Origin of the sequence: Streptococcus ruminantium (assembly GCF_003609975.1) — a bacterium.
Classification (GTDB): domain Bacteria; phylum Bacillota; class Bacilli; order Lactobacillales; family Streptococcaceae; genus Streptococcus; species Streptococcus ruminantium.
The window spans coordinates 1,215,887-1,239,404 of sequence record NZ_AP018400.1; the positions used below are offsets into that span (position 1 = coordinate 1,215,887).

At 38.1% G+C, this 23,518-nt stretch carries 22 protein-coding genes and 1 pseudogene; all 23 read right to left on the reverse strand.

The genetic code is table 11. The features are described 5' to 3' along the window. Window positions 1–33: 33 nt before the first annotated feature. The 23 genes and pseudogenes from SR187_RS05835 to SR187_RS05940 all read right to left on the reverse strand — a co-directional run bounded on the left by SR187_RS05835 (window position 34) and on the right by SR187_RS05940 (window position 23,517). On the reverse strand, window positions 34–2,421 hold the full coding sequence (locus tag SR187_RS05835) for an SA1320 family protein (RefSeq protein WP_120171815.1): 2,388 nt from the start codon (window positions 2,419–2,421) through the stop codon (window positions 34–36). A 1-nt stretch (window position 2,422) separates the two neighbouring features. After that, a complete protein-coding gene (locus SR187_RS05840) occupies window positions 2,423–2,815 on the reverse strand; it encodes a hypothetical protein (protein WP_120171816.1) in 393 nt (130 codons plus the stop codon). Further along, on the reverse strand, window positions 2,812–3,027 hold the full coding sequence (locus SR187_RS05845) for a hypothetical protein (protein WP_120171817.1): 216 nt from the start codon (window positions 3,025–3,027) through the stop codon (window positions 2,812–2,814). Before SR187_RS05845 ends, SR187_RS05840 begins: the two co-directional genes overlap by 4 nt. Window positions 3,028–3,029: 2 nt before the next feature. After that, complete coding sequence (locus SR187_RS05850) at window positions 3,030–3,425, reverse strand: hypothetical protein (protein ID WP_231996426.1); 396 nt, start codon at window positions 3,423–3,425, stop codon at window positions 3,030–3,032. A gap of 226 nt (window positions 3,426–3,651) precedes the next feature. Further along, the gene (locus SR187_RS10210; protein WP_265572930.1) at window positions 3,652–3,777 is read right to left on the reverse strand and encodes a hypothetical protein; all 126 of its coding nucleotides are present in this window, start codon (window positions 3,775–3,777) and stop codon (window positions 3,652–3,654) included. Window position 3,778: 1 nt separating this feature from the next. Then, window positions 3,779–7,030 carry a type VII secretion protein EsaA gene (esaA, locus tag SR187_RS05855; RefSeq protein WP_120171818.1) on the reverse strand — a complete coding sequence of 1,084 codons (3,252 nt, stop codon included), beginning with the start codon at window positions 7,028–7,030 and terminating at the stop codon, window positions 3,779–3,781. A gap of 78 nt (window positions 7,031–7,108) precedes the next feature. Next, complete coding sequence (locus SR187_RS05860; protein ID WP_120171819.1) at window positions 7,109–7,405, reverse strand: WXG100 family type VII secretion target; 297 nt, start codon at window positions 7,403–7,405, stop codon at window positions 7,109–7,111. A 599-nt stretch (window positions 7,406–8,004) separates the two neighbouring features. Beyond that, the gene (locus SR187_RS10105; RefSeq protein WP_231996427.1) at window positions 8,005–8,592 is read right to left on the reverse strand and encodes a hypothetical protein; all 588 of its coding nucleotides are present in this window, start codon (window positions 8,590–8,592) and stop codon (window positions 8,005–8,007) included. A 267-nt stretch (window positions 8,593–8,859) separates the two neighbouring features. Then, the gene (locus tag SR187_RS10110) at window positions 8,860–9,282 is read right to left on the reverse strand and encodes a hypothetical protein (protein ID WP_231996428.1); all 423 of its coding nucleotides are present in this window, start codon (window positions 9,280–9,282) and stop codon (window positions 8,860–8,862) included. A gap of 171 nt (window positions 9,283–9,453) precedes the next feature. Then, a complete protein-coding gene (locus SR187_RS10275; RefSeq protein ID WP_160113889.1) occupies window positions 9,454–9,981 on the reverse strand; it encodes a PBECR4 domain-containing protein in 528 nt (175 codons plus the stop codon). Between the two features lie 260 nt (window positions 9,982–10,241). Next, entirely contained in the window at window positions 10,242–11,588 is a 1,347-nt protein-coding gene (locus SR187_RS05875) for a recombinase family protein (protein ID WP_197714141.1), read from the reverse strand. After that, window positions 11,497–12,714, reverse strand: a pseudogene (locus tag SR187_RS05880) (recombinase family protein); the annotation flags it as partial. The gene SR187_RS05875 and the pseudogene SR187_RS05880, both read right to left, overlap by 92 nt. Before the next feature lie 46 nt (window positions 12,715–12,760). After that, complete coding sequence (locus SR187_RS05885) at window positions 12,761–13,075, reverse strand: hypothetical protein (protein ID WP_120171822.1); 315 nt, start codon at window positions 13,073–13,075, stop codon at window positions 12,761–12,763. A 538-nt stretch (window positions 13,076–13,613) separates the two neighbouring features. Continuing rightward, window positions 13,614–14,141 carry an HNH endonuclease gene (locus SR187_RS05895; protein ID WP_120171823.1) on the reverse strand — a complete coding sequence of 176 codons (528 nt, stop codon included), beginning with the start codon at window positions 14,139–14,141 and terminating at the stop codon, window positions 13,614–13,616. A 20-nt stretch (window positions 14,142–14,161) separates the two neighbouring features. Then, window positions 14,162–14,653, reverse strand: a complete 492-nt coding sequence (locus SR187_RS05900; protein ID WP_120171824.1) for a hypothetical protein — start codon at window positions 14,651–14,653, stop codon at window positions 14,162–14,164. Between the two features lie 373 nt (window positions 14,654–15,026). Then, complete coding sequence (locus SR187_RS05905; protein ID WP_323131744.1) at window positions 15,027–16,148, reverse strand: AAA family ATPase; 1,122 nt, start codon at window positions 16,146–16,148, stop codon at window positions 15,027–15,029. 7 nt (window positions 16,149–16,155) lie between these two features. After that, window positions 16,156–16,449 carry a hypothetical protein gene (locus tag SR187_RS05910; protein ID WP_120171826.1) on the reverse strand — a complete coding sequence of 98 codons (294 nt, stop codon included), beginning with the start codon at window positions 16,447–16,449 and terminating at the stop codon, window positions 16,156–16,158. 68 nt (window positions 16,450–16,517) lie between these two features. Further along, on the reverse strand, window positions 16,518–17,063 hold the full coding sequence (locus SR187_RS05915) for a hypothetical protein (RefSeq protein WP_120171827.1): 546 nt from the start codon (window positions 17,061–17,063) through the stop codon (window positions 16,518–16,520). A gap of 76 nt (window positions 17,064–17,139) precedes the next feature. Continuing rightward, complete coding sequence (locus SR187_RS05920) at window positions 17,140–18,858, reverse strand: AI-2E family transporter (RefSeq protein WP_197714142.1); 1,719 nt, start codon at window positions 18,856–18,858, stop codon at window positions 17,140–17,142. A 431-nt stretch (window positions 18,859–19,289) separates the two neighbouring features. After that, on the reverse strand, window positions 19,290–20,645 hold the full coding sequence (rlmD, locus tag SR187_RS05925; protein ID WP_120171828.1) for a 23S rRNA (uracil(1939)-C(5))-methyltransferase RlmD: 1,356 nt from the start codon (window positions 20,643–20,645) through the stop codon (window positions 19,290–19,292). A gap of 221 nt (window positions 20,646–20,866) precedes the next feature. Beyond that, window positions 20,867–22,192 (reverse strand): LCP family protein, encoded by a 1,326-nt coding sequence (locus SR187_RS05930; RefSeq protein WP_120171829.1) that lies wholly within the window; start codon window positions 22,190–22,192, stop codon window positions 20,867–20,869. 15 nt (window positions 22,193–22,207) lie between these two features. Then, a complete protein-coding gene (gene pheA / locus SR187_RS05935; RefSeq protein ID WP_120171830.1) occupies window positions 22,208–23,035 on the reverse strand; it encodes a prephenate dehydratase in 828 nt (275 codons plus the stop codon). Continuing rightward, window positions 23,026–23,517, reverse strand: a complete 492-nt coding sequence (locus tag SR187_RS05940; protein WP_120171831.1) for a shikimate kinase — start codon at window positions 23,515–23,517, stop codon at window positions 23,026–23,028. Before SR187_RS05940 ends, pheA begins: the two co-directional genes overlap by 10 nt. Between the last annotated feature and the right edge of the window lies 1 nt (window position 23,518).

Here is a 23,518-nt window from a genome sequence, read left to right on the forward strand (position 1 = left end):
ACTCCCCTAATATATGACTAGGTAATTCGTCCATTAGTTTAGACTAAAATTCTTAGCCGCTGGACTAATGATCCCGACAGGAGGCGAATCACCTGCTTGACTTTGGTTACCAAAACAATCACCCACTAAACGATTAAAGTAAGTCATCAACTGCTGGATTTTACTTAGGTGGCGTACCAAAGTGCCAGCCGCCTGCCCGGTCATTTGACTTGAAATTGTGCTAACCGCAAACGATAGTTCTCTAATAATACGGTCAGTAATACTCTGGACCGCTTTTTGGCTAGCAACAATCTCATCTAAATCAAAAGCTGTATAAACCCCTTCTTCAATAATAACTGTTAAAGCAGGGAGTAAGTGCTGCATATCCGCAGATGCTGTTCTGGAAATTTCAAGGGCAATTTCAAGTTTGTCAGGTAGGGACTTGAACACTCTTCTCGCTTCATTAATATTGGTGGTGATATGAGAACCGTATACTTCAGATAGAGTTCCCCAATAGATTTGTTTTGTGACAATTTTATCCTTTACTTTTTCGGAACTTTCAACATAGATCGTCGTCGTGAAAGACTCTTTTATTAACTCTACGGTACTGTTAAAGACCCCAATGCTAGACCGCCAATCGTCTAAGGATCTTTGAACGGAACGAAAAGCTTCAGAGAATGCAGTCCCTACAATTCTTGCATAATTGTCGCTATTTTGCTCAACTTGAGTATCAAAAGCCTGTAGGACATCCTTAACATCATCAAAGATGTTTGACTCTTCCAGATAGGCTTTGTAGCTACTCGGAACAGTTGATGGGGCTAAATAATCGATATTACCGCCGCTGGTAATCTGTCCACTCAACCACTCATCCATTTGTTGGAAATGATTGGCTAAGCTCGAGCTTAGTTGAGCAGCATTACTAATACTGGCATTCAGTTGTGATAAGTTCCTCTCTTCAACAGCCAGAACTTCTGTCAATGCTTCGCTAATCCCATCTTTCTTACCTTCTCGTAACCCTCTTCCTTCAAAGATTTTTTCAGCCTGTTCTTTCAAGTGCTTGGCAGTCTGTTCCAAAATTTCTGAACACTTGAGAGCAGATGGCGTCGGGTTAATCGAGAGCCCTGAACTGGATGTCCCAATCTGCTCTGCTTGACTATGTTGATAAAGGCTACCACTTTGTGTTTTGAGGGTGGTAATCAAACTATTATAGGGACTGATATCAAGGTAAGCCCCTGAAGCAAGACAGGCTGAACTCGGAACAGAACTATAGCTGATTGTATTGATTGAAGCCAGGTTATCAAAAATATGCTTCTTGGAAATAGCTTGCCCAAGGGAATCGTGGAGCTGATAAAAGACATCTGTCAACCGAGTTTCCTTAAACCGCTGGACAATACTTTCTTCAACCTTTTTCTTCCGAGTCTCAAAGTCGCCTTGAATCTTAGTATTTTTTTCTTGACACAAGCGACACAAGTTAATCAGCATCGGAATTTCAGTCAAGCATAGCATGTTCAAATTGCTTGATAGCATGCGTAAACTATCTGGGTTTATCGTGATGGTCTCACTACCAAATGACGACAACGAGCCACTCGATAGAAACAGGTTGCGTGGCTCAGTATTAGCAGCACTAATCCGAATATCTGCTGTGCCATCACCATCAATATCCACCTGACCAACATAGTTTTTCTTGTCTACAACTAAGCCATACTTGTCAACTAAGTTACCCTGCTCGTCAAACTGCCAGGCAGATAGTCCATGATAGTACAAGAAGTCAAGCCCGGCAATATTATTTTCTTTATACGGAGCAACATAACGAGCTATTCCTAAGGGGTCGCCTCCAAAATTTCCAATTCCATCTCTCTCATTTCGGTAATTGATGAGAATGTCCGTGTTCGCTTTTGCCCAAGCTATCTCCTCTGCCGTCAACATATTTGACAGATCTGGACCATTAAAGGTCGTGGCTTGCCACTGATTTTTTATGGCAACAATCTGTCCCAAGTAACCTCCTAGAGAATGACCAGTTACTTGAATCGTTGCTTGGGGATAGTCGTTTCTCACTTCCTGTGCAAACTCAAGAGCTGTGTCAATCTGACTAGCTGTGTTTGGCAAAAGAGAATGTGCCTTAAATTGGTTCTGCCCCATTATGACACTATTTAAGTCCGTCTGCCTATCCTTCGGATCGCCAAAATTCGTTCCAGCATAAGCGATAGTAATGTTTTTATAGTCCACAACGCCATTAACTACTGGCACTACCGCCATGGCCTGCATGCCGTTGGTGGGGTTGTCTTCGACCTTGAGGACTTTGAATTGACCGAGACTATTATCTTTCCCATTGAAAAAATATTTTTTCTCTTTTTCAGGATGATAAGCAACATCATCTCTAACCCTCTCAACCCAGTAAGATTGTTCGGCTAGCCATTTATACTGTTCATCTGTTACTGACATACTATTCTCCTAAATATATCACATCTACCTTTTTATAAATATCTTCTGTACTATTGAGTGGAGTAGCCCTTCTCAGACTTTCAAAATCATCAATAGGACTGAGACCAATATTATCTAGACGTTCATCAAACTCTGAAATTTCTGAAACTGTAATCCCTGTTTTATATTTTTCATTATCATTTATAGTAAATAATAAGTGATAGCTACCTGTATTTAGGTCTTTACTAAATTTTGTAAATTTTACTGTTTCTATATTATAATTCTTGACAATTCCTCTAACCACATTATCCTGCTGTTCCTTTGTCAACGTTTCCTTTGTCATGCTACAACCTCCTAATAAACTCATCATTCCAATAACGAGAAATAAACTTGCTAAAACCTGCTTGATTTTCATAGACATACCTCCATCATTGTAGCCACCATAGCCTGCATGCCGTTGATGGGGTTGTCTTCGACTGCAATCACTTCAAATTTGCCTAGAGCTTTGTCGCTATCATCACAAAAATATCTCTCATTTGCAGCAGGATGGTATCCTACATCATCTCTTTCTTGTTCTACCCAATAGACTTGTTCTGCCAACCACTTATTTTGTTTATCAGTAGTCATAATCAATTATCCAAATAATGAACTTTAATTTCAGATATATCAATTTCTTGCTCTTTTGGAAACCATTCAGAGTGCTCTAATTGTTGAAAATTATTTCTAGGATTTAGTCCAACTGTTCCAAAAGTATTTTCAAATTCAGCTAGATTATCGGCTGGAATAGTCGTCTCCAAAGACTCATCACCGTTCACACGAATTGATAGTAAATATATACCTGTACTAGTATTTTTTGATAGTTTTAAAAATTCCACCGCATGAACTTCATATCCCCTTGCAATCCATCTAACCACATTATCTTGCTGTTCTTTTGTTAATGTTTCCTTTGTCATGCTACAACCTCCTAATAAACTCATCATTCCCATAAGGATAAACAAACTTGTTAAAACCTGCTTGATTTTCATGAACATACCTCCATCAGAGCAACCGCCATACCTCTTCACTTTCAACAATCCTTATCATTTCTTCTCGCAACTGCTTTTCTTGATTCATTTGGTATATCACTCCTATTCCAATCATAATGATAAGGCTAGATAAAAGACCAACTAGCTATTTTTGCCATGTTTTCATCGTCTGCTACTCCTCGAATTAAATAAACTTTAAAAATTCTGAACTCGTTCTTTCTCACTTTCAACAATATTCTCCAGTGGATAAGTCACTAATTTGGAGAGAGCCATCATTGGCAAAGACAAATGATGGCTCCATAACGATAACACTAAGACACAGGACAAAGAGACGACTGAAATGGCGTTTCATATTAAACTCCTGATTCGTCAAGCTCCTGATAATGGTAGATGGTTAACCCACTAACTGCTCCTGCTAGGAGAAGCGTTAGGATAAAGGTTACCGTCCACCCTTCTTTATTATTCAAAAATGCCGTCAGCATTCCCTCTAAGTAGGTCAGCGGGGATAAGAAGGACACCCAACTGCTATGGCTGATGTAATGAGAATCGAGCAACTGGCCCGCACTAATTAAATACATCATAACTAGGAATAGGCTGATGAGGAAACCATAGCTCTTCAAGTACTGATTAAGATGACTAATACCGTGGGCAAAAAACTGTGTCAGAACAGCTAACAGCATCATCAGCAAGAACATCTGACTTCCTGAAAGGGTTAGACGATAACCTGCAAAACCACCGATGATAACCGCTGCCAAGAAAGCTACTCCTGTCAAAAAGATAAAGGGGTAAAGGCTGTTGGTCCAATGGCGACGAGCCACGACATCAACAAGCTTAGGCCACTTAGAGCGGTCGCTATGTTGCAAAATATAGGACGCCGCAAGGCCAACAAGGTAACTCATCAAAATCAAAAGAAATCCTGAACGTTCATCTTGACGGGTATCAGCTTGTTTAGTCACTGTTCCCACTAAAGATTCGATTTTTGAAGAATCAACTGGGTTAGATAAGTATTCATAAACAGCATTGTTCTGACTATTGCCGATTTTGGTATTGCTCAAAACGGTTGAGAAGGATTTCAAAAACTCTGCGTTATCCCCATACTCTTTGGTCATCACCCCATAAAGTTCATCAACACGACCAGATAGGTTTGCCCCCTCAGTCTCCAATGCTTTGACATCTGTGGCTAGACGGTCAACTTGCCCCTGAATACTCTCAGAAACCAATTGATGAGCCTTCGTATTATCCATCAATGTCTGACTCGCATTTTTCAATCGCTCCAAGTCACTATTGATAGACATGGAAACTGTAACCAAGTCCGTATTGTCACGCTTTTCTTGTTCCACAAACGTTGGCTTTTTCTTAATGGTCTCATTAACTGACTGAGTTTGTTCAACTATTGTAGCTAGTCCCTCTAGGAGTTTGGTTGTATTTGCCCGCAATTCGTCGATATAAGTTGACAATTCTTCTGATTTTGGAATGAGGGCATCAAATTCAACAATCGTTTCTTCGGGTGTTTTTAAAGTATTTTTTAATTCAGTAACAGTTGTATCTTGAATTAACTTAACCACAATAGTCTGAAGTTCTTCTTTATTATCGTATTTCTGTTTAATACGCCCAAACAGAGAACTTGGACTTGGCTCTAATGTTCCAGAGCCATCTCTAAATTGTTCACCATAGAATGCTTTAATAAGACCTGCCAGTTCATAATAAGAACGTAAATCTACAACCACTGCTCTTTCAAGATGGTTTGTACGAGCATACTCGCCATAAGGGTAAAAGACAGAGGACGCATGATAAGTTCGATGAAAGACCTTATTAACACGATCGATATTTTCACGACTGATTGTCTCTTCTTGAACCCAACCACTGGTGACATCACTACTATCTGGTGTCTCAGTTCCAGAATCTGTACTTGAGTTTTCAACTGGGACAAAAGTATCCAATCGTCCATCAGTTGCCGGTGGCAAGGTAACTGGCGGGTTCACTACCCGATCATACTCAAAATTTTCCTTTGTCGAGACCATTAATTCCACAACTAAAGGGCTAAATAGATTGATAGCAGTATCGTCATTCGGAATGAGTGAATACCTTATATCAATACTTTCCTTGAGCGGAGAGCCAATAGCTAAGCTATATTCACCTCCACCAAGATGAGTAGCGGAGATACCAGAAACATTTAGTGCATAGCCTTCTGGTACTCTCATTAGGATTTCGGAAACTTCTCCCTCAATGGAAGGAAGTGTTAACTGCTGAGGTTGCGCAACTTCTTGTCTGACAATGTTTTTGGCGTTATTAAAATATGTTTCCTGGTTACTAATGGATTCTAACTGTGGCGAAGTAAGGCCATGCGTCTGTGCATAAGACAATGCAAACGCATTAAGTGCCTTCAAATACCGTTTATCCTCTTCAGAGAGATTCATGGCTTCAATCGCCTGATCACTATAACCAGAAAAACGATTAAACTCCATCTTAAAAGATTCTGTTAATAAAGATTCAATTGATTTTAAGTAATTACCTAAAGTAGCTGCTTGATCCTGAACATCAAAAGAAGAACTATTTTCTAGCGACTCCTTAACAGCAGCTAATATTTTGGCATCATAGTCTGATAGAGCGGTGTCAATATTCCCATTTAGTTCTCTAAGCTTAGCTGTAAAGGCTTCAACATCTTGCTTCATTTGGTTTGCTTTAGTCTGTGTATCAGCCAAGATCTCAGGATTGCTATTTTCTGATGACATCCGTTCATTTAAAACAGATAATTGACTCAACTGCTCCTCAACACTCAGCTTCGAAAATTCATCATCATATGCTTTGAGGCTGTCTTCTCTATTAAGAATTGACTCTTGCCACTGCTCTTGCAGAGACTTTATTTGTTCCAGCTCTGCTGTATAAACCTTATTGACATCGATAATTGATGTAAAGGCATCATTGGACTCGAGCAGACTTTTTTGAAAACTGGTATAAGCAGACAACAATTCTGTTGGAGATGACGAGACACCTGTAAACTGTCTGGAGTACATGGTTAAGGGGCTAATTAAATTAGTATCAAAAGCATTCAGGACTCTACCATCTGCACTGACAACATTCCCAACCTGCCCTTGAGCCGTTTGAAGGTTACCAACAATACTCAGGAAATAGATATGAATCAAATCTTGGTTAAATAGACGTTTTAAATCGACAACTGCCTGTTCAGCTTGTTTCACCAAATGGTTTTTATCTGACTTTATTTGATATTGGAACTCTGCTTGAGCTGGAGAAGAACTTTCCAAGGCAAGTGAATCTTGTGAAAACTTAGTGGGTAACACAACCATCAACTGATACACACTATTTTCAAGTCCCCTCTCTGCGATGGAACGGCTAACCACTTCGACAGAGTAACCGCCCTTAGAAGCAAAGGAAGTTGTCAACAACTCACCAATATTAAGTTGCTGGCCATTGTAAACCATACCAGCGTCTTCATTAACGACCGCTATTTTAAGAGAGTTATTTCTAGACACAACCTGCTCTGATGACTCCGTTGAAAGGGTACTAGGCTTAATAATTCCCCAGTAGGAAACGATGGAGACTATTGATAGTAATAAGCCTATCAGTATTAAATTTTTTCTGGTCATACCACATTACTCCTTGGGGATAACATAACAAAAGGGCTGAGGAAGCCTCCCCAACCCAACACGTGTGTTTGTCTTTTCTTAATTAAGACCAAAGTTACGAGACAAATCTTGGTCGTTTTGTTGCATGGCTTGAGCAGTTTTATCAAGCTGAGTATTGATTTGTTGCATCAACTCTGCAAAGTTCTGAACTTTTGGCTTCAATTCATTAAATTGGTTGTCAAAGCCTTGGAATGCAGCACCTTCCCATTCGCTACGAAGCGTGTCTTGAAGACGTTGCAAGTTGTTCAAAATTGTTGTGATATCATTTGAGGCTTTTCCATACTCTCGAGCACGACTTTGAAGCGTTTCCGGGGATACACGGATTTGTCCTGACATAAGGTTGGTCTCCTTTGTATTTGATAATTTTATTCTATCATGAAACGAAACTTATTACAAGTATTTTTTGGCTAAATTCACAAAAAATTTAACACTTTTAATACCTCTACTTTTTAACGATTTAATCAAAGGGGGTGCAAATACTATCACACACCCCCACTAAGTAAAGACACTCACTATAAGAGAAACAGATCCACAATCATAAAGCTCTTGAAATCGAGCTATTTCAAATGTTTCGGAGTTTAAGATTGTATCAATTTCTATACACTCACTTCTACCGACCATATCGGTGACTTAAGAGAGGGGGGGACATCTATTCCCTCATACTCCTTATCTCATGTCCCCACCTTGTGTCTACGGAAATAAATCCCTCTAAAATCCCTCAGTATCTCAACTGCCTCAACTGAAGTAGTTACTCTGATACTACCCCACCCAAAAGCAAAAAGCCTGGTCTCCAAGGCTTTTAAACATGCTTTCGTTCAACCGTTTCTAGGCTTTCACCAGCAAACCAACTACCTCGACGTGTGCTGAGAGTTTCCTTCTATACTAATAGACGAAAGGGAGAGGATATGGTTTTTGAATGATACTGTGGAACGGAATTACTTATCTTTACTTAATGCTTTTAATATCAATCGTTCCATCCGTGAAGAATAAAGATATGTTCTTAACGAATTACTCGTTCTCTTTAATCTGTATAGCAACTCCAAGTCATCATAAATGGACCAAGATAAACGAAATTGCTCGTCTTTTCTCTCTTTTTCCAGTTGCTTTTGAGTAAGGTCTCGCGAATAAGTGCGGCGATTATCCAGTTTAGAAATCATCCCTTTTTTAGTATAAAAGGACTCTTCGATTTTATCTGCTTTATTCAATAAATGAAAATCCCAAAAATAAAGATACCAGATATCAAATCGCTTAACAGAAAACATTCGTGTAAAACGCTCTAAACTATCGCTAGATAATTTAGTAATAATTTCTTGTAATTCATTCACATCATCTATCTCAATAAATCTAAAATCCTCAACACTTCTTGATACATAGTATGCTCCACTAATTAAAGACATATAATTGGAAGTTTTCTTTTCTAAAAAGATTTCAACTATCGAGTCTTGACGATTAATAACATAATCGAAATTTTCAGATATTTGATAAATATGATCATCAATCCAAATCAATAATCTTTCATACAATAAGACAACCTCTTTGAAATATTGACTATTTTCATTATCAATTATTTTTCGAACATCTCGTTTTGGCTATAAAAAGAAAAAGAGGCTGTCGGCAATATTGTAATCAAAGCTACTAGAGCAGGCAATCTTGAAAAGAATCACCAATATTTACTTTTAATTGTAAAATATCTTTTATAAATTCTTGAAGTTTAGATAAATATTGAGTAATATCTCCACTCAGTATTTTTAATGAAAGACAGGCGAATGAAACGCTAACAACACAGATAACTAATACAGTTCTAAATATATAAGTAATAGCTGACCAAAGAACTTTTGACAATCCAATCCATACTGAATTTTTTCACCACCATAAGTTACCCATCCCAATCGTAGTAATCTAGTTAATCTCAGCAAATAGTAATTCAGTCTAATTGTGTAAAGGGCAAATCCTCCCTTCTTAATTCTCACTGCATATTGACCTAATTCACCCAAAAAATAACTTATACCACTATGTAGTTCCATGATTACTAGTTCATAGATTAAGAACAAAAAAAGTAATTCTAACCAATATATAAAAGTCAGACCTAGTAGATTACCTTGAGATATTTCCAAATTAATAGAATTAATAGAAAATACTATCTTATCTATAAAAAACAAGAAAATTCCTATCACTATAAAAATCAAGAAAAATTTCAATAATTTATCCTTCATATTTTCCATATTCCTTTATTTTATCTAAATTGTTTTAGCACTACTTATTCAGTATACCACAAAAATGCAAAAAGTCTGTAACGACAATGGTTTCCCGCTGTCGTTACAGACTCTTTATCCTAATTGTATTATCTTGATTATCGATGTCCTACCAACTAATATTTTATAAAATCAAAAAATATGATGAGTGATTTCACCTACGTTCTCACTGATAGAAGTAATTGCTAGCCTAGTTTGATTTAACTCATATCTTTTTTGAACACTATATTTAGGCTCATTTCTAAAAAAAGATACAGGTTTGCAGTTATAAAGTGTACCCGGTTTACTATCCAACTTTGTTAATGACTTTAAGAATAAATAGTAGTCATATGCTCCAGTCCGAAAATGTAGTAAAAAATCTGCATCTAATTTAGACCAATTCGGTTTAGAGTACTCATAAATATTGACATAACTATCTTTTCTTCTCAAACTTAATCCTAAAATTTGAGAAGCTGTTGACCGCCTAAGAAAAGTTTCAAATTTCTGGGAAGAGCATATTGTTCTATAATTAAGCTTTTCAGTTCTAACTAGTTCGGGCACTTTTTTAGCATCTTTTATATTATTTAGAGATAGCTTATGAAACCCAGCTAAATGTTTAAAATTTTCATCTCTAAACTCAAAATGTATACATTGGCTAATTTGAAGACTATAACCATATATTTTTCAACATACTCTCTATTCTCCAAACAAAAATGGGGAGCTGTTTAGACTCCCCATCATTCGGTAAACTTTTATTTGCCTGCTCGTGGTGAAGCTTACCAAAACCCATTAAGGCAATAAACAGATACAAGGCAGACCGTATCTACTTACTAAGCCAATGTTAGTTTGGAAACCCAAAACCAACAATAGTTTACATCTACAAGAGTAATTATAGCACTAAAATTTAGAATTGACAAGTATTCATAATTGTTTTTTACATCCTATAAATCTACCCCAGTTCCTTCAAGAAAGCGAACGGTTATCTCTCCTTCAAGCCCTATCCTGATATGGTCTAGCACTCGACACATGTCTGAAGGGTTGAAGTCAATCTGCTCCTGCCTAAGCAGGTCACTCAATGCCATGCTGTAGGGCTTATCAAGTAGGCGATTCTCTGCTAAGATTTTCTCCCACTTACCATCAAGCAAGTCAATGTTCTCGCTTAGTAGCTCCAATGCCTTTAAGAAAATCTGCTCGAGTGTCGCCTCATCCAAATGGCTACTGTAACACCCTTCCACTCCCTTGATGCGATAGCGGTTGTTACATTGCCAAACTTTACGTTTCCCTCGGCTGGTTGCCCAATTCTTTCGTCCAAAGGCTGACCCGCAGGCTCCGCAGAACACCTTGGTGGTAAATGGGTTGTCCTCACTCTGCATGATATAAGACTTGAGCTGATGTTCCTCTCGATAAGTTTTGCGTCTAGCTATTTCCAGTTGAACAGTCTCCCAAGTCTCCTCATCAATAATACCTTCGTGGCTACCTTCCACATAGTATTGGTTGACTTGCCCATCATTTTGCATGCGTTTCTTGGTCAAAAAATCAACTGTGAAGGTCTTCTGCAGTAAGGCATCCCCCTTGTACTTCTCATTCTGAAGCATTTTGAGGATTGCTCCTGGACACCAGTTTGCCTTACCTGACCACCCCTTGATTCCTTCGCTATTGAAATACCTTGCAATGTATTCTGGACTGTAGCCATCCATATACAACTTGTAGATATCCCTTACCACCTGTGCCTGCTCTGGGTTAATAATCAGCTTACCATCTTCATCCTTATCGTATCCCATGAATTTGGTCGCATTAACTTGCACCTCTCCTCGCTCGAACCGCTTCCTAATCCCCCAGGTCGCATTCTCTGAAATGGAGCGTGATTCATCCTGTGCTAAGGAGGATAAAATGGTAAGGAGCACTTCGCCTTTGGCATCCAAGCTATCGATGTTCTCCTTCTCAAATGTCACCCCAATCCCAAGTTCTTTAAGCTCACGAACATATTTGATGCAGTCCAAGGTGTTTCTTGCAAATCGAGAAATAGACTTGACTAGGATGCGGTCAATTTTACCTTCCCTACAGTCTGCTATCATGCGGTTGAACCCTTCACGTTTCTTGGTGTTGGTTCCTGAAATGCCCTCGTCGGTGTAAATATCTACCAAATCGTAATCATCATGTTGGGCGATATAATCATGGTAATGTCTTACCTGGTTCTCATAACTTGATAGCTGCTCGTCTTGGTCGGTAGACACTCGACAATAGGCAGCTACCCTCAACTTGGGCTTGAGTAGGTGTGCTGTCTCCACCTGCACCTTCCTGGCAGGTATAAGTGTAATCTGCTTTGCCACTTTCAGTCTCCTTCTTTTTGATGGTGTAATGTCTCGTTAAATCTAGTTTCCAACTATCCAATAAGGACTCTTGGATTTTTATACCTTCGCAGATTGACTTCCCCTGTTTAAGATAAGTCGCACACATCCAAGTAGGGGTTCGATAGGGAAGCTGTCGGCGTAGACTTTTCTTACAATAAGGGCAGAAGAGCTTTCCTGTATAGGGATAGCGTTTGGCATAAACCGCTGGGTTGGTTGTCCCCTTTCGCTTCTGTCGGTACTCTTGGGCTTGTTGCCACAATTCTTTGGAAACAATAACTGGGTGGTGATCTTCCATGTAATAACTATCTACCGAACCTTTGTTCAGTAAAGTATGGTGGCCAAGTGATGGGGTATAGAATTTTTGAAAGTGCCAGTCCCCCTTATACTTTTCGTTACTTATTAGGTTTCGGATAGTACTCTCATGCCATTGCCGATTGGTTGCTGTAGGAACCTTGTTGGCATTTAGTTCTTTGGCAATACGATTTGCTCCTTTTCCTGAAACATAAGATTCAAAAATATGCCTTACAATCTCAGCTTCTTGTGGGTTGATAACCAACTGCCCATCTTCGACATCATAGCCCAAGAACCGCATGGCATTAATATGGAATTCCTCTCGTTGAAACTTCTTCTGATAGCCCCATCTCACGTTAAAACTGTGGCTGGTTAACTCCTCCTCCGCATAGGAAGCTAGAACTGTTAACATGACCTCTCCTTCTGAAGAGAGGGTATGGAGGTTTTGCTCTTCGAAGAAGATGTCTACTCCCAAGAGTTTCAACTCACGGCTGACACTCAGAATGGTTTCCGTGTTTCGTGCAAACCGACTGATGGACTTGGTATGAATACGGTCAATCCGACCTTGCCGACAAAGCTCCAACATCCGTTGAAATTCTGGTCGAGCTGTTTTCTTACCTGAAATCCCCCTATCCATAAACACACCAATAAAATCGACATCGCTTCTATCCTTGTAGTGATTGTGATAGTAGGCAATTTGGTTCTCAAACGACGCCAGCTGTTCTTCTTCCATACTCGATACTCGAACATAAACACAAACCCTTAATCGCTTAGTTTTATAAAAGCAAAAAAGAGTATTACCCTTGTGGTAATTCTCTCTAAATAACCTCGCTCATTAAAACTATAACTTCTTGCTTGAAGAACTTATGTAAATCACAGTCTCCCTTTGGTCCGTAAATACTTTGAATTGCCTCAAAGTCTTGGCATTTGAAAGTATAGTTTAACGTTTTATTCTCCCCAATCTGGTAGCTAGCTGTGAAAATACCTTTTTCAATCAAGGCTTGGTAGTCAACCTTAAGCGGAGACAATCTTCCAATTTCAACAGTCTCTCCAACTTCCAGCTCAAGGTAGGTTTTTCGGAACACCTCCGCAAGTTTCTCAAAGGCGTTCAATCTCGGCTGTGTACTCATCATCTTATTTCCTCTTTTCCATTTTGGTATGTACATATTACCGTTAAAACTAAGATACGTCCAGCTATATTTTGCGATATAAGCGATATTTTTGACGATTTTTTATCTATACTTTTTCACGATTTAGCAAAAAAGGGAGGGGGGCATCTATTCCCTCATACTCCTTTACCTAGGTCCCCACCATACGTCTACGGAAATAAATCTCTCTCAAATCCCCCAGCAACTCAATTACCTCAACTGAGGTAGTTACTCTGATACTACCCCACTCCAAGCTAAAAAGCCTTGTCTCCAAGGCTTTTTAAGATGCTTTCGTTCAAAGGTTTCTAGGCTTTCACCAGCAAACCAACTACCTCGACGTGTGCTGAGAGCTTTCTTCTATACTAATAGACGAAAGGGAGTGAAAATGATTTTAAGATTATACTGTGGAACGGAATAACAATTATTGACAAGACAGCAAACTGACTTCACTTCTTCTACCACTGGTGAGACACGCAATTCTATATAATCTAAAAATCACATTAAACTCTTTAGACCGTCATAATTAGTCTGAGGGATTTTTGATGATTTCCTTGTAAATCATTCTAAGAATACCTGCAACAGTCGCTTTGTTAAAATGAGGCTCACCAAAATGATGACTACTACCCCTCATTTTCAAGGCCACTAGCCCCTCTATTTTCTTACGATCTATCACACCATTTGCTACACACTGATCTAAAAATGAATCACCATAAATTTTTTGATATTCTTCCAAACCTTGTACAATCCAAAACGTGTCATATAAGAATGCCTTATAGGCCTTCAACCAATCCCACATAATCTCTGGATCCACAACATTTGGATTTTCAAGATGGCATCTTTTGCACAACAAGACAAAATTTGAAGGCCTATCTGTACCCCCTCTAGAATGAGGAATAATATGGCAACGTTCTAGCTTGGTTTTACGGGCACATCGCCAACACCTCTCTCTTGCTTCCGACCAATCAACGCTCAGTTCACTCTCGCAAACTTTATTAGTCCAATAATCTGCAATCTCGTTAATCGTTGTGCTTATTTTGGGCCGTTTAGCCATCACTGACCTCCCGAAATATTTTACTCTAAAATATCTTGAATTGATACAGCTACAAAATGCGACTTATTAAAATGATCAACAATATAAAAATAAACTTTCCCTTGTTGCCGCCTGCCGACTAACTGTTGAATAGCTTTCTTCATTATATTGTCTTCAACTTCAAGATAAACACTTTCACCAGGTCGCAAGGTGCTGGAATAATGTGTCGGCAGATTCTTTTCATTATAAGTCCATTCCAATACGCCATCAAACTCAACCTGTTTACTAAAAATAAGCCGCTTGTATAAAGATAAGCCTTCATAAAGGAGAGTTGTAGGAACCTGTCCAATATTTAGAATTTCAAAAATATGAGTTGTTTTATCTGTCTCTGAGTCATCATCCATACAATAGTAAATATAAAGGTTTGGCCTCTCAGTTCGTCTCGCCAGCCATAATGACAGAATAACTGCTCCAATTGTCCCCAAAGCTGATAGCATATCCCATAAATTACCTAAATCAAGAATAAGTTTCATTTGCTATCTTTCTAAAAAACCATAATCAATATTAAGTGCGTAAAAATAATTTTGGAATGTTCCCCTGAACGAAAAAAGAATCAAACACACTATCACCTAACAGCTCCATCTAACCAAATAACACTATTGAACTAGATTGCTTTGTCAACTTTACCCATAACTCCCAAGAATATTTAGAGTAGAATACTTCCAATTTATACATTAAACAACATCGTTCCCTTGACATATACGTATAACTTCAATAAATCCAAAAAAGTACACAATACTATAAACAATATAAATAACATCTATTTGTCCTAAGCAGCAGGGGACTCTCGAAGGAAAGGAACTCTGTTAGACTTTCTTTAAGTAGTATTAGAATTTCAGGTAACCATCAATTCTCTTCAACTTCATTGCAGTCAAATTTACAATCCTCGACTCTAATGGTAGATAAATCTTCACTGCTTGGATTATCTACCTTTATCACTCGTCTTGCATGATATATAATCAAATCGTCATACAAATTTCTTGCCAACCGAGCATTTGCAAAGTTCTCATCCTTCAATGAAATTTGCTTTTCAAAATACAAGTGAATTTTCTCTTTAGCCTCATCGTCTAGAATATAATCATTGCTTTGACATATGGAAAGCAATATAGTGACCAACTCTGCAGAACTATAGTCATCGAATTCTATGAAGGTATTGAAACGCGATTTTAATCCAGGATTTGATTCAAAAAATTTATTCATTGGCTCGGTATATCCAGCAACGATTACAACCAAATCATCTCTATAATCCTCCAAAGCTTTTGTTAATTCTGTTAAGCACTCTCTACCATAAGAATCAGAATGCTCATTTTCTGTAATGCTATAGGCTTCATCAATAAATAAAACACCGCCTTTAGCTTGTTCAATGACTTTTTTAACCTTAAGTGCTGTTTGACCTTGGTACCCTGCGATAAGATCAGTTCTTGAAACTTCGACAAAATGCCCCTTTGACAGCAAACCAATCCTCTTGTAAATTCGCCCTACAATTCTGGCAACAGTAGTTTTTCCGGTCCCGGGATTACCAGTAAATGCTAGATGTAAGGTACTCTTTGTCGTGTAAAGATTTTTTTCCCTACGCAACTGTTGAACCTTTTGATATAGTATCAAATCTTGAACGTTACTCTTTACTTTTTCTAAACCAGTAAGATTATTCAATTCATCTAGTAGCTCTTCAAGCGTTCTCCTATCTTGATCCACATCTCTAGTTGGTTGGCATATGCTTTGAATCGTGGAATAACCATAAAACTCAATCAAACTGGTATTAACAGCCTGTGCTGCTCGCTTAATTTCAATTTTATATTTTTCATTGTCGACAACTTCAGAGATTCTTTTAAGCAAAGCGATAGTAGCACCACGACTATGCTCATCCACAATTACTGTTGCCAATCTCGTAATTTCACCACTCGTAGCTATAATAGCATCCAGTTTAGAAGCATTGTTTATTAATATCTTCCCGTATTTATCCATCATATCACCCTTACACCAGAAATAAAATTAGTACAATGACTGCCAAACCTAGAGCTCCTCCAGCAATCCAGTAAGCGTATTTAACTTTCTTTGTTAACTTCTCAATCGCTGCATTGGCTGCTTGTACTACTTCCGCAATATTCTCATTTGTTTCTTCCTTATTTTTCTTAACAGAATAGGCAGTCACTTCATTCTGTTTTTCCATTTTAGTAAGAATATCTGAGTGTTCTTTAACGGTAGTCCAAATATTATCAACATCTTCTAAATGTGCAATACCGTTGACTTTATTAATATTTTCATTCAAATTTTGAATATCTTTCTCGCTAGCGGAGACTCTCTTTGAAATATTATAAACGTCCTGTAATGCTGTCTCTAATCTCTCTGCTTGTTCACAATTTCTTTTAAATAAAGTTTTTGTTCTTCTACATAAGTCCAAAGCTGATCAATCTCATCTAAGTGAACATATCCATCTATTTTCTGTTTAAATTTTTTGAGTTCTTCCAGCGTTCTACGCTGATTCTCTACAATTTTCTTAATTTGTTCTTGAGTTTTTTGAATGCCTTCACTTGTTTCTTCTGTTGCCTTGATGGAAACAATAATAGCTTGAATATAATCCCTATCTAAAGCCTCCAAGGCACTATAGACCTGCCCAAACTCCTTAATCAATTTTATTTGGGTATTATTGATGTCGTGAAAGTACATTTGGATTTGTGATGTCAAGTCATTTAATTCATCACCTGTAACCAAATGGTCCAAGTTGAATCCACGTCCTAAAAACAGGTCACCAAAAACTTCTACTACATCTTTATTGTTTTTGACTCTTCTTATATCTAAATCCATTAAAGTTTGTTCAGAGAAAAGCTTTATTGCATTCTTGGCATTTTCAAAATCATGATGCTGTATAACTAAGTCATCCATATTTAACCCCTATATATCGTTTTATCTAATTTGGTACAAATATTACCAATTTCAATGTTGATTTTAAATACTTTGACTACAGTTCAGTAAAGAGTGCATTAATATCATCAAAAGCTTCATCAATACTTTCATCTATTGCACAATTTTTTCTAATGTTCTCAACTGATTCAGCCATCATATTAGCAGCAACAGAATTACGTTCGTGAATATTTTGTGCGACCGTCGATTTTATATGGTAAAGTTTTACCTCACTAACACCCTGTAGCTGATGCTGCGTTCTTAAAATTTCATTTCCTTTGGTAATTTGGGCATCGATATTCTCCTGCATCATGCTTTTTGCGATTTGTTTTTCAATAAGGTTAATTGCTATCGCACCGACGATACCTGAACTAACGGCACCAAAGAAAATGCCCAAAATGTTTGCTAAGCTACCAAGTAACGGTATTTCGATGGCAAAAACAGGGATAGTTATCAATCCTTTTTCAATCACTTCACCAAGTAACATTGCACCTATACCAGCCATTCCTGCTACAATAATTTTACCAACTTCCATAAGAAGTATTCCAATTGGTTTACCTTTATTAGCAGGATTTTTTATATAGGTTATCGCATTCCTCAGAGAACTCCAACCTTGCTTCAGCATTATCCATACTTTCTTAAGCGTACCGATAATTGGTCCAAAAATTGCTGTGGCAAAGGTAGTAAATAGTGTATTTCCAGCATTAATAAGATGTTGCTTCATCTTCCCAATAAAAGAATGTATTGCCTCTTTTACACTATCTAAAAGAGTATCTAAGACTCTCTTAGACGACTTAAACCACTGAACCAGTTTAGCAATGATTTCTCTAACAAGTTCAGCTAACAATTGCATAAGAACAGCTCTAAGCATCTTTCCACCAACACGGAACGCCTCCTCTTTTCGTGATTTTTTCCCGGCTTCGATAGACTTTTGCTCTGCCTCTTTTTTCCTTTTTTCGTATTCTTCGCGAGCTTCTGTATCCTTCTTACGAAGTTCACCTTCATCTACATTAAAACGTTCTGCTGCTTTCTTTCCATCTCGTTCACTCTCTAAAAATTCAGACATTGTAGAATCACCTTTTGATTGATTAGCTGCTGAATCCATCAAATTAAGGTTTTGATCACTGTTAGCAAAGACAATTTGCTCCTCCCGAGTCATATAGGCATTTGTAGCTGGGTCACGAATTATCTCACCAGCAGAAACAATATGGTCCATATTTTTATTTGCAGTTTTTTTGCCCGTAGGTCTACCTCTATCAAAATCAGCACGAACCCCTTTATTCAACACCTTCTTCCAAGAGTTACTTCTTGTATCATATTTCTCGTGTACTTGTTGGTCTTCATTATATCTATAGTTACTTGTTCTATGTGTAATATTGGGATCCTTTTGGAAATTAGTTTGCCAATCATCGTATCTCTGTTTATAGTCAATTTCAGTATTATGTCTAGCCAGCCTACCTTCTGCAAAATTTTCCATCGTTTGAATATGAGCTTCTTTCCTCAAATCAAGGTGAAGGCCTCTATTTTCTTTAATGAAATCTTCACCTGCGGTCACAGCTACTTGATTGAGGAATTGCTCCCATACCACATCTTTGATAATCTCCCCGAGATTGTTCGGATTTCCAATGTTTTCTCCTTCTTCTACTAGAAACTGCACATCTGAAAGTTCTTCTTCCAAATGACATTGAAGCTTTTTCTCCAACTCATCAAAGTCAAAGGACTCCATTAAATCCTCGTTTATTAGTTCTGTTTTATCAAGAACAGCATTTTTTTTCATAATTGCCCTTCCTCTAAAAGTATAATGAAGTATACTATTGCGCTTATAAAATATACGCATATCATGTGTTCACTCAAAACAATTATTATTTTAGTCAGGTTTCTTTCCATTGAACTGCTCAATTTCGTTTATAAGTTCCTCAATTCTCTCATTAAGAATCTTATTCATAAAACCACTACAGCTTATTAATGGTAATATTTAAACGATAAGCAGCTACACTATCTGATATCTTTTTATTGTTTAGAAAATTAAAACTAATAATAATTAGTAAGCTAAAAATAGATAATTATCCGTTTTCACCTACATTATACCATAAATTAAGTGAGATAATTTTCATTCCCTAAAATTTCTAGCCTATGAAAATACAGGTACTTCCAAGCAAAAAAGCCTTGCAATCAAGGCTTTTCACTATCCCTTTCGTTCAAGGGTTTCTAGGCTTTCACCAGCAAACCAACTACCTCGACGTGATGCGTATTCGGGAATAGGTCAACAGGTTTTACCTTAGTTAGTTTGTAACCTAATTCTTCATAGAGTTTGACATCACGCGCCATAGTGGCTACATTGCAGGAAATGTAGACAATTTTATCTGGTTGAACAGAGGTGCTTGCTTTGATAAAACTCTCAGTTAGGCCTTTTCTAGGAGGATCTACGAAAATAATTGTCGGCTTGATTCCTTCATCTACCCACTTTTTCATAGCAGACTCTGCACTATCACAGATATAGGTGGTATTGTCAATACCATTTCTAGCAGCATTCTTCCGACTATCAAGTACTGCTTTCTCAACTACTTCCACACCGTAAACATGCTTGACTTGTTTGGCAAAGGAAAGTCCAATTGTCCCAATACCAGAATAAGCATCAATTGCGACATCATCTGCTGACAAGTCTGCAAAGTCAATAGCAGTCTGGTAAAGTTGCTCTGCCATTTGCGTATTAACCTGATAAAAAGACGGACCAGAGATTTCAAACTCATTACCTAGCATGGTATCTACAATAGTCTCTGAACCATACAGCAGACGAAATTCTTGGCCAAAGATGGTATTAGTAGCTCGATCATTGATATTTTGGATGACAGAAACAAGATTGGGAAACTGACCGGTCAAGTGTTCAATCAATGTCTCTACTCGGAAAATTTTAGGACGAGTTGTCACTAAAATCAGCATCAATTGTCCTGAATAATGTCCACGACGAACCACTAGATTTCGAATCAGACCAGTTTTCTCCCTTTCATCATACGGCTTCAAATCCAATTTACGTAAAAGATCGCGAGTTGCCACAATGAGAGAATCAATTTCTCTATGCTGAATATAAAAATCCTCAATTGGGATTAAATCGTGGGAATTTTTACGGAAAAAACCTGTCTCTAACTGCCCATTAACACGACGGACAGGAACTGCTGCCTTATTTCTATAGGCTACAGGGTTTTCCATTCCTAGTGTATCTCCTACTTCTATATCTGAGATTCCAGCAATCTTACGTAGGCTGGTTTCAACTTGTTTTCTCTTGAAAACTAATTGGGCTTCATAGGTCAAATGCCCCAAATCAGCAATACCTGTTCGCAAATAAGTCAAGTCTAAATTTTGATTGCGGTCTAAAGAATAAGTTAGATAATCTTCTACTTTCCCAAAACCAATATTTTTCTTGAGCTTCAAGACACGCATAAGAATTTTCTCACCGGGAAGAGCATTTTCGATAAAAAAGACAAATCCATCTAATTTGGCAATCCCTTGCCCTTCATGTGTTAAATCCACAATTTCTACTTCAACAATATCATTTTTCTTTAACATTAGTTCTACTTTCTATTTGGCACTAGTCCTCTCTGAGAATGACAATTAGATAAATTCTCAAAGAGTTTACTCATCACGGTAAGACAAGCCCCATAATACTGATTCGCAAAAACTATAAAAAGTGACCGAAGCCACTTCCATAATCAAGTGAAGGTATCGTCAGAACAAGGAGCTAGACTATAACCTATCATAGCGATCCTACGAGCTACGATAGACTACTCCTAGCGCAGACCCAACTCAGCCAAGCGGCGCTTGTATTTTTCAAAGTCGACACGCAGGGCCATTCCACCATACATGTCATAGTCATCAATCCAGTCGCCATTCTCCGGTATAGTCATTCGTTCGACTCCATTGGCAGCATCTAAAATGATTCCCGGTCCCTGTAACCACATGAAGCTTTGTGGCACAGTTGTAGGAGTCATAGCAACTACCTTTCCAATCGCTTCAATACCAGAAAACAATTTCATTGGATTTTTTGCCTGTGTCATCACAGCTGATAAGACTTGCTGCTGACGCTTAGTCCGCCCAAAATCTCCTTCATCATCTGAACGGTAACGTGCGTAGTTAAGCAAAGTTTTTCCATCCATTCGCTGCAAGCCAACCTGAATCGTCTGGTAAGCCGGAGCATTCTTCTCCAACTGTAAATCATTGGGTACCTCAACAGATTTGACTACTTCACCATTGACGGTAGAAAACTGAGCATCAATACTCACTCCTTCAGGGAATAAGGTATCAATGGTTGTTGCAAATGTTGCAAAATCAACCATGGCATAATATTTAATATCAATCCCAAAGTTATTTTTCAAAGCCTTGCGAACTTCTTCTGCTCCCTGCCGATTATCTTGTTCTCCCAGAGTATAAGCAGCATTAAGCTTATACTCATAGCCCTCAATATTTACCAAAGTATCACGCATAAAGCTGACAAGTTTCACCTTCTTGTCTTTATTATTGACATTTAAAACCATAATAGTATCTGTCCGTGTCTCGTCAGAGCTTTCACCAACACGCCCATCCGTACCTAAAATCAATATGTTTGTACCATTTGCTGTATCTACTCCATTGAAAACTTCAGGTACGGGCCTTTCAGTGACACTATTCATCCCTTTGAAAAAATGATAACCCATTGCGACAATGAGACAGACAAATGCAAGCAACAAAAAGCCAATAAATCGTTTCAGTCTCCCTTTTTTTCGAGGTTTCTTAGCTTTTTTTACTGGAGGTTCAAACTCCATTTTCAAAGGTCGAGCTGGAAGTACTTGTCGACTTCTCTTTCTATGTTTGCGGTCAGGATATTGAGGCAAAAGCTCCTCTTCTTCCTCAATATACTCCTCTTCAAACAACTCATCCTCAAAATCATCTTCACTTGCAACTGGTATAAAGTTACGTGCAGACTGACTCAAGCTTCTGTTCGAGCTTTGTAATTCTTTTTTGTATAATAAATAATCCAGTTCCCGACTTTCTTTGTCGTTTAGATAATGGATATTTTTCTGTAAATAATCTAACCTCAACTGCTCATGATGGGTCAAGGCGCTATTGTTTTTATTCATTTGCTTACTTTCATCCTAGTTGGTGATATAGACTAGATAATTCCCTAGTATTTTACATGATATTCCCAAGCTAGTCAATTCTTCTTGCGCATAGGTCAGTAACTCATCAGATTGGTGGTCAATATCCAGTATAAAAAAATACTCTCCTAAAGCAGTTTTCAAGGGACGACTTTCAATTTTTGTCAAATTGATCTCACGCCATGAAAAAACTGACATAGCCTTATACAGGGAACCAGGTAAATTATCAGGCAAAGTCAAAGCTAGGGTAACCTTTTTCCCTGTTTCCTGCAATTGTAAGCTCGGTGCTTCATTTCCTAAAATCCAAAAACGTGTGAAATTCTCATTTATTTCTTGAATATTCTGGGCAAGCATTTCTAAACCATATTCCTTCGCTGCTGCCTGTGGAGCAATAGCCGCAAATGGTTGAGTAGGATGCTCAGCCACAAAACGAGCTGCATAAGCTGTGCTAGCTGTCATTTCTAAGCGAGCTTGCGGGAAATACTTCTGAATGTACTTCTTACCTTGAGCTATAGCTTGAGGGTGGGAATAAATAACTTCAATCCTTTGCCAACTCTTTACAGCCAAAAGTTGTTGGGCAATAGGCTTCACAACCTCAGCTACCGCACAAATATCAGCCTGATGAAAAAGATAGTCAATCGTTTCATGAACGCTTCCCTCAATAGAATTTTCTACTGGGATGACTGAATAGGCAGCCTGACCTGTCTCATAGGCCTTTATGACCTCTGTAATAGTGTCAAATGCTTGCAAATCAGCCTCCGGAAAAGTTTTTTGAGCAACTTGATGGGTAAAGGATCCTTTCGGTCCTAAATAGGCTACCTGCATAAAATATTCCTTGCTACTTGTTCTGGACTTAAATGATCGGTGTTGATGATGGTATTCGCTACTCCTTGATATAAAGAGATGCGTTCCATATAGATTGCTTTAACTTCTTCTTTACTAAGTTGTAAAAAAAGTGGACGTTCAGATTCTTTGTCTAAACAAATCCTCTTATAAGCAACTTCAAAGGAAGCAGTTAAAAGGATATTATTCTCCCTGTTTGCTACCAGCAACTTTCGATTCACTTCGGATTTAATCACACCACCGCCAGTCGACACAAGACAATCTTCTGGTAAATTTAACAATTCTTGCAAAACTTGAGTTTCCCGTTGACGAAAGGCAACTTCTCCCTCGTGATCAAAATAATCAACAATCGACATCCCAATTTGTTCTTCAATAATACGATCCATGTCATAGACAGGGAGAGGTAGTAAACGTGCAACAGTTGTTTTTCCAACTCCCATAAATCCCAGTAAAACGATTGGCATT

Excerpts from the sequence above, each read along its gene's own strand:
- SR187_RS05835 (WP_120171815.1), bottom strand. The coding sequence starts at position 2,421 with ATGTCAGTAACAGATGAACAGTATAAATGGCTAGCCGAACAATCTTAC.
- SR187_RS05840 (WP_120171816.1), bottom strand. The coding sequence starts at position 2,815 with ATGAAAATCAAGCAGGTTTTAGCAAGTTTATTTCTCGTTATTGGAATG.
- SR187_RS05845 (WP_120171817.1), bottom strand. The coding sequence starts at position 3,027 with ATGACTACTGATAAACAAAATAAGTGGTTGGCAGAACAAGTCTATTGG.
- SR187_RS05850 (WP_231996426.1), bottom strand. The coding sequence starts at position 3,425 with ATGAAAATCAAGCAGGTTTTAACAAGTTTGTTTATCCTTATGGGAATG.
- SR187_RS10210 (WP_265572930.1), bottom strand. The coding sequence starts at position 3,777 with ATGAAACGCCATTTCAGTCGTCTCTTTGTCCTGTGTCTTAGTGTTATC.
- esaA (WP_120171818.1), bottom strand. The coding sequence starts at position 7,030 with ATGACCAGAAAAAATTTAATACTGATAGGCTTATTACTATCAATAGTC.
- SR187_RS05860 (WP_120171819.1), bottom strand. The coding sequence starts at position 7,405 with ATGTCAGGACAAATCCGTGTATCCCCGGAAACGCTTCAAAGTCGTGCT.
- SR187_RS10110 (WP_231996428.1), bottom strand. The coding sequence starts at position 9,282 with ATGAAGGATAAATTATTGAAATTTTTCTTGATTTTTATAGTGATAGGA.
- SR187_RS05885 (WP_120171822.1), bottom strand. The coding sequence starts at position 13,075 with ATGATGAGTACACAGCCGAGATTGAACGCCTTTGAGAAACTTGCGGAG.
- SR187_RS05895 (WP_120171823.1), bottom strand. The coding sequence starts at position 14,141 with ATGGCTAAACGGCCCAAAATAAGCACAACGATTAACGAGATTGCAGAT.
- SR187_RS05900 (WP_120171824.1), bottom strand. The coding sequence starts at position 14,653 with ATGAAACTTATTCTTGATTTAGGTAATTTATGGGATATGCTATCAGCT.
- SR187_RS05905 (WP_323131744.1), bottom strand. The coding sequence starts at position 16,148 with ATGATGGATAAATACGGGAAGATATTAATAAACAATGCTTCTAAACTG.
- SR187_RS05915 (WP_120171827.1), bottom strand. The coding sequence starts at position 17,063 with ATGGATGACTTAGTTATACAGCATCATGATTTTGAAAATGCCAAGAAT.
- SR187_RS05920 (WP_197714142.1), bottom strand. The coding sequence starts at position 18,858 with ATGAAAAAAAATGCTGTTCTTGATAAAACAGAACTAATAAACGAGGAT.
- rlmD (WP_120171828.1), bottom strand. The coding sequence starts at position 20,645 with ATGTTAAAGAAAAATGATATTGTTGAAGTAGAAATTGTGGATTTAACA.
- SR187_RS05930 (WP_120171829.1), bottom strand. The coding sequence starts at position 22,192 with ATGAATAAAAACAATAGCGCCTTGACCCATCATGAGCAGTTGAGGTTA.
- pheA (WP_120171830.1), bottom strand. The coding sequence starts at position 23,035 with ATGCAGGTAGCCTATTTAGGACCGAAAGGATCCTTTACCCATCAAGTT.
- SR187_RS05940 (WP_120171831.1), bottom strand. The coding sequence starts at position 23,517 with ATGCCAATCGTTTTACTGGGATTTATGGGAGTTGGAAAAACAACTGTT.